This window comes from Microcoleus sp. B4-C2, assembly GCF_036705265.1.
In the GTDB taxonomy this organism is placed as follows: Bacteria; Cyanobacteriota; Cyanobacteriia; order Cyanobacteriales; family Microcoleaceae; genus Microcoleus.
Window position 1 is genome coordinate 1 of record NZ_JAUBUB010000189.1, and the last position, 3399, is coordinate 3399.

General features: G+C 42.2%; 4 protein-coding genes. All 4 read right to left on the reverse strand.

Annotation, left to right across the window (positions count from 1 at the left end; all coding sequences use genetic code 11):
• Positions 1 to 42: 42 nt before the first annotated feature.
• The 4 genes from QUB20_RS28230 to QUB20_RS28245 all read right to left on the reverse strand — a co-directional run bounded on the left by QUB20_RS28230 (position 43) and on the right by QUB20_RS28245 (position 3106).
• A complete protein-coding gene (locus tag QUB20_RS28230; RefSeq protein WP_333251452.1) occupies positions 43 to 525 on the reverse strand; it encodes a transposase family protein in 483 nt (160 codons plus the stop codon).
• Positions 522 to 1019, reverse strand: coding sequence for a hypothetical protein (locus QUB20_RS28235; RefSeq protein WP_333291832.1), 498 nt, complete (start codon positions 1017 to 1019; stop codon positions 522 to 524). The genes QUB20_RS28230 and QUB20_RS28235 overlap by 4 nt, the downstream gene beginning before the upstream one ends.
• 95 nt (positions 1020 to 1114) lie before the next feature.
• Entirely contained in the window at positions 1115 to 2260 is a 1146-nt protein-coding gene (locus tag QUB20_RS28240; protein WP_333251447.1) for a DNA cytosine methyltransferase, read from the reverse strand.
• Between the two features lie 96 nt (positions 2261 to 2356).
• Complete coding sequence (locus tag QUB20_RS28245; protein ID WP_333251444.1) at positions 2357 to 3106, reverse strand: Uma2 family endonuclease; 750 nt, start codon at positions 3104 to 3106, stop codon at positions 2357 to 2359.
• Positions 3107 to 3399 lie beyond the last annotated feature (293 nt).

Below are 3399 nucleotides of genomic sequence, written 5' to 3' on the forward strand. Positions count from 1 at the left end.
AATTGCTGAAATCAGCATTTTATAGGATTCGTATGTCTATTTTCAGAATCCTATCAATAAGCGTTCAACACTTCTGCGTTTAACCCGTTGCCAATTCGGTTTTTTTTTGAGGGTGTTTACCTGATCAAATATTCCTTTTATTTCGTCATAACTCAGTCCTTCTTCTCGTCCAATTTGCTCCATGCTCGATTGTTTGACACGCTCATAAATATCTTGTTCATATCGTTGAGTATGCCGTCTTTTAACGTCCAAAAAATCTAATTTTTCTGTGGGATACCGTTGACAAAAAGGACAGTAAAACTGCCGTCGTGGGATTTTTAGATATACAGGACGACCAAAAACAGACAAATCTTTTACTAAAATTGGTCGATTTTGATGCAGTTTTTCGGTAGGATTGTTACAATGATGACAAACAATTCCTTCTGATGAAATGCTCAGTCCCAAGAAAATTTTTCCCTCAACTTGAGTACAAGTTTCAACCCTGACTCCAGGCAAGGCTAATAGATAGTCTAGATGGAAGCTCATAACGGTAAATGTATTAGTAGGTACATTTTACACCATAAACTCAGGAGAGCCGAACACATATCTCTCTCAGTGTAGAGGTAGAGTATTCCTTCTACGTCCAAGGAAACATCATCTATTTCCAAGTCTTCTGCGAGTGCATTAAAGAGCTTGTACTCAGCGTCAGCCTCATTAAAACAGCCTCTTGCTCTATCCAACTGTGGCTCAAAAAACTGCTTTGGGCCATCCTCTTCACCTGGAATATTAAGGGGAGCTTTCTTGCTGGTAGCTTCTCGATTATAGACTTTGCCTGTCGCGAGTTCCAGCTTAACAGCAGCAGCATTACCAGAAGTCTTTCTTCTATTTGAATCTCCTTTTTGGATATGGGTCAACCGAATATCTTGAGCCTTAGTCCGCAGTTCCTCTACGATGTCCGCATACTTCTCAGGTATGTCTTGGGGATCTTCGTAAGGATGTGTGTTTCTATAGGGGTTTCCTGTAGTTAAGTTTTGTTTCACGCGATTAATTTTATTTCTATAGAGTATTTTATATATAACCTATCTAACCTGACTTAGACATAAGCTTAAAGCCTCCTCTGACTCAGTTATTTTAATTATAGCACATTTCCGATTAACTGCAAACTCTGCTCGAATCCCTCGGATTCAGCCCATTTTAATCGTTGTTGAATTGACCTCCCCTGCAACTTTTTACTCATTTCATATAAATCCACTTGGGGATAATCCCCCTTAAATAGCGGAATTAAAGCCTCAACAACAGCAGCGATTCCCTGCGGCGGCACTGCATTGCCAATCTGCCGCCGCACTTCAGTCGTAGAACCTTCAAAAACAAAATCATCGGGAAATGTTTGTAATCTTGCTCTTTCACGATTTGTCAAAGAACGCGGTTCTAAATAATGATAACCCCAAGTCCCGCCACCGCCACCCGCAATAATTGTCGATGATGGTTTATCTGGATGAATTCGCCGATAAACGTGACTAATCATACCTTTGACATAGTATGGACTATCCTTGGGAATATCAGAGAAATTGCCTCCCGGTTTAATTCGATTTAAAATTTCAACGGTGCGGGCTTGAATTTTATGATGTTGGTTATTGTCAAGAACTGCTTCCACATTTTTGAGTGCTTCGCCCGCTGTTCGATAAGGATATTTACGATTTGGTCCGTACTCCGGCTGAGGATGTACAAAATTAAATCCTGTATCCATCCGAATGCCAACTAATAACACTCTTTGCCGAAATTGCGGAACTCCGTAATCAGCAAAGTTGTAGAGTTTAGGTTTAACTAAGTAGCCGGGAGCGATACTTTCAAAGTCGGAAATTATTTGTTTTATTGCTTGATAATTATTGGCACTTAATAAGCCTTTGACGTTTTCTGCTACAAAAGCTTTGGGCTTTTTTTTATTGACAAAATCGAGAAAGTATGTATATAAATTACCTCTGGTTCCTTCAAGTCCGGGGCGTTTCCAAATTAGGGAGAAATCTTGACAGGGAAACCCTCCTATACATATTTCAGCTTCGGGAACTTGTGCAATGTCTATATTTTCTATGCTGTCGTTGATGATGACATCAGCAATGTTTCTGCTGAATGTTTTGCAGGCGTATTGATTGGAGTCGATCGCCCAAACAACCTCAAATCCGGCTTGATGGAATGGCAGATCCATACCGCCACAACCAGAAAATAAGGATATGAGTCGCGGTTTTTTTGTCCAGGCGATCGGCTGGAGACGTTCTATTGACATAGGAGTCCAAAGTTAGCCAAGGGCGGGCTGGATGCCCCCACCACAAGAGTGTCATCATAGCAAAACACGATCGAACTCGACTCATCAATTGATATTTCACTCTTCATCATCTAACTCGATCCCCGCTTGACGCAGTTTTTCTGCCAATTTTTCAGCGCGGAGTCGTTCGCGATCAGCTCTTTCCTCCGACCACAGCAATAACTCGCCTTCAGGATTCCACCACCTCAACCAACAGCCTGTTCTCCCTTCGTGGGTTCCTTCCCAAATACCTAAAAATAAGTCTAATCCCGGTATCCAATAACGTCCGTTTTCATCGGGTTTTTGCAAGTTGTAACGCTCTGATTCTAAAGCGTAAACTTCTAAATGAGCTGTTTTCGCTCGGAATATGACGTATCGGGGGACTTTGATTACTTGCTCGTAAAAATACCACTTTCCCACCCGCGATGTAAACTCTACAGAGTATTCTTCTCCGTAAGTTTCTGAAAGAAATTCCATCACGATTTGGGGGATGGTTCCTTCTGTGTGTGGCGTGTAACTACGGCGTACTTGAGAGACATTTTTTGGATTGACGGGTTTCACGTACATCCAATCTGGTGCTTTGCAGATAATACGCTGTTCGTCGCTGCTTGAACCTGGGAAACTTATGCCGGCACACAAGGCAAAGTTGGAAACAATTAAGGCATCCTGCATTAATTCAGGAAATGCTGTTAGCGGCTGGCGCAAAGCGGCGGCTAATAATGGTTGGCTTTCGTCTTCCACGGGGTCGTCTGGTAGTTGGAAATCTTCTGGTAGTAGCGGCCAGGTGATTGTGAGTTTTGTTTCATGGTTTTTAGTTGCTACAGACATAGTTTATCAGAGGTTAAATGTTTTAATGCTTAAATTATATCTCTTGGTTTTTGGGATTCATGTTAATGGCTTAATGACGAGGCAGAGCCTCTGGATCTGCCTTACCGGGCAGAGCCAATTAGTAACGACTTAAGCCGACAGTCCGCCAGGGGTTGAAACCCCTGGCTAATAGCTAAAGTCCTCTGAAGAGGACTGAGAAGAAGACTGTTAAAATAATTAGTCCTCTTCAGAGCGTTCCACCGGCGTCGCACGCCGGTTATGAATAAAAGAAACAGTAAAGCTAGCCCAAAAGT

Excerpts from the sequence above, each read along its gene's own strand:
- QUB20_RS28230 (WP_333251452.1), bottom strand. The coding sequence starts at position 525 with ATGAGCTTCCATCTAGACTATCTATTAGCCTTGCCTGGAGTCAGGGTT.
- QUB20_RS28240 (WP_333251447.1), bottom strand. The coding sequence starts at position 2,260 with ATGTCAATAGAACGTCTCCAGCCGATCGCCTGGACAAAAAAACCGCGA.
- QUB20_RS28245 (WP_333251444.1), bottom strand. The coding sequence starts at position 3,106 with ATGTCTGTAGCAACTAAAAACCATGAAACAAAACTCACAATCACCTGG.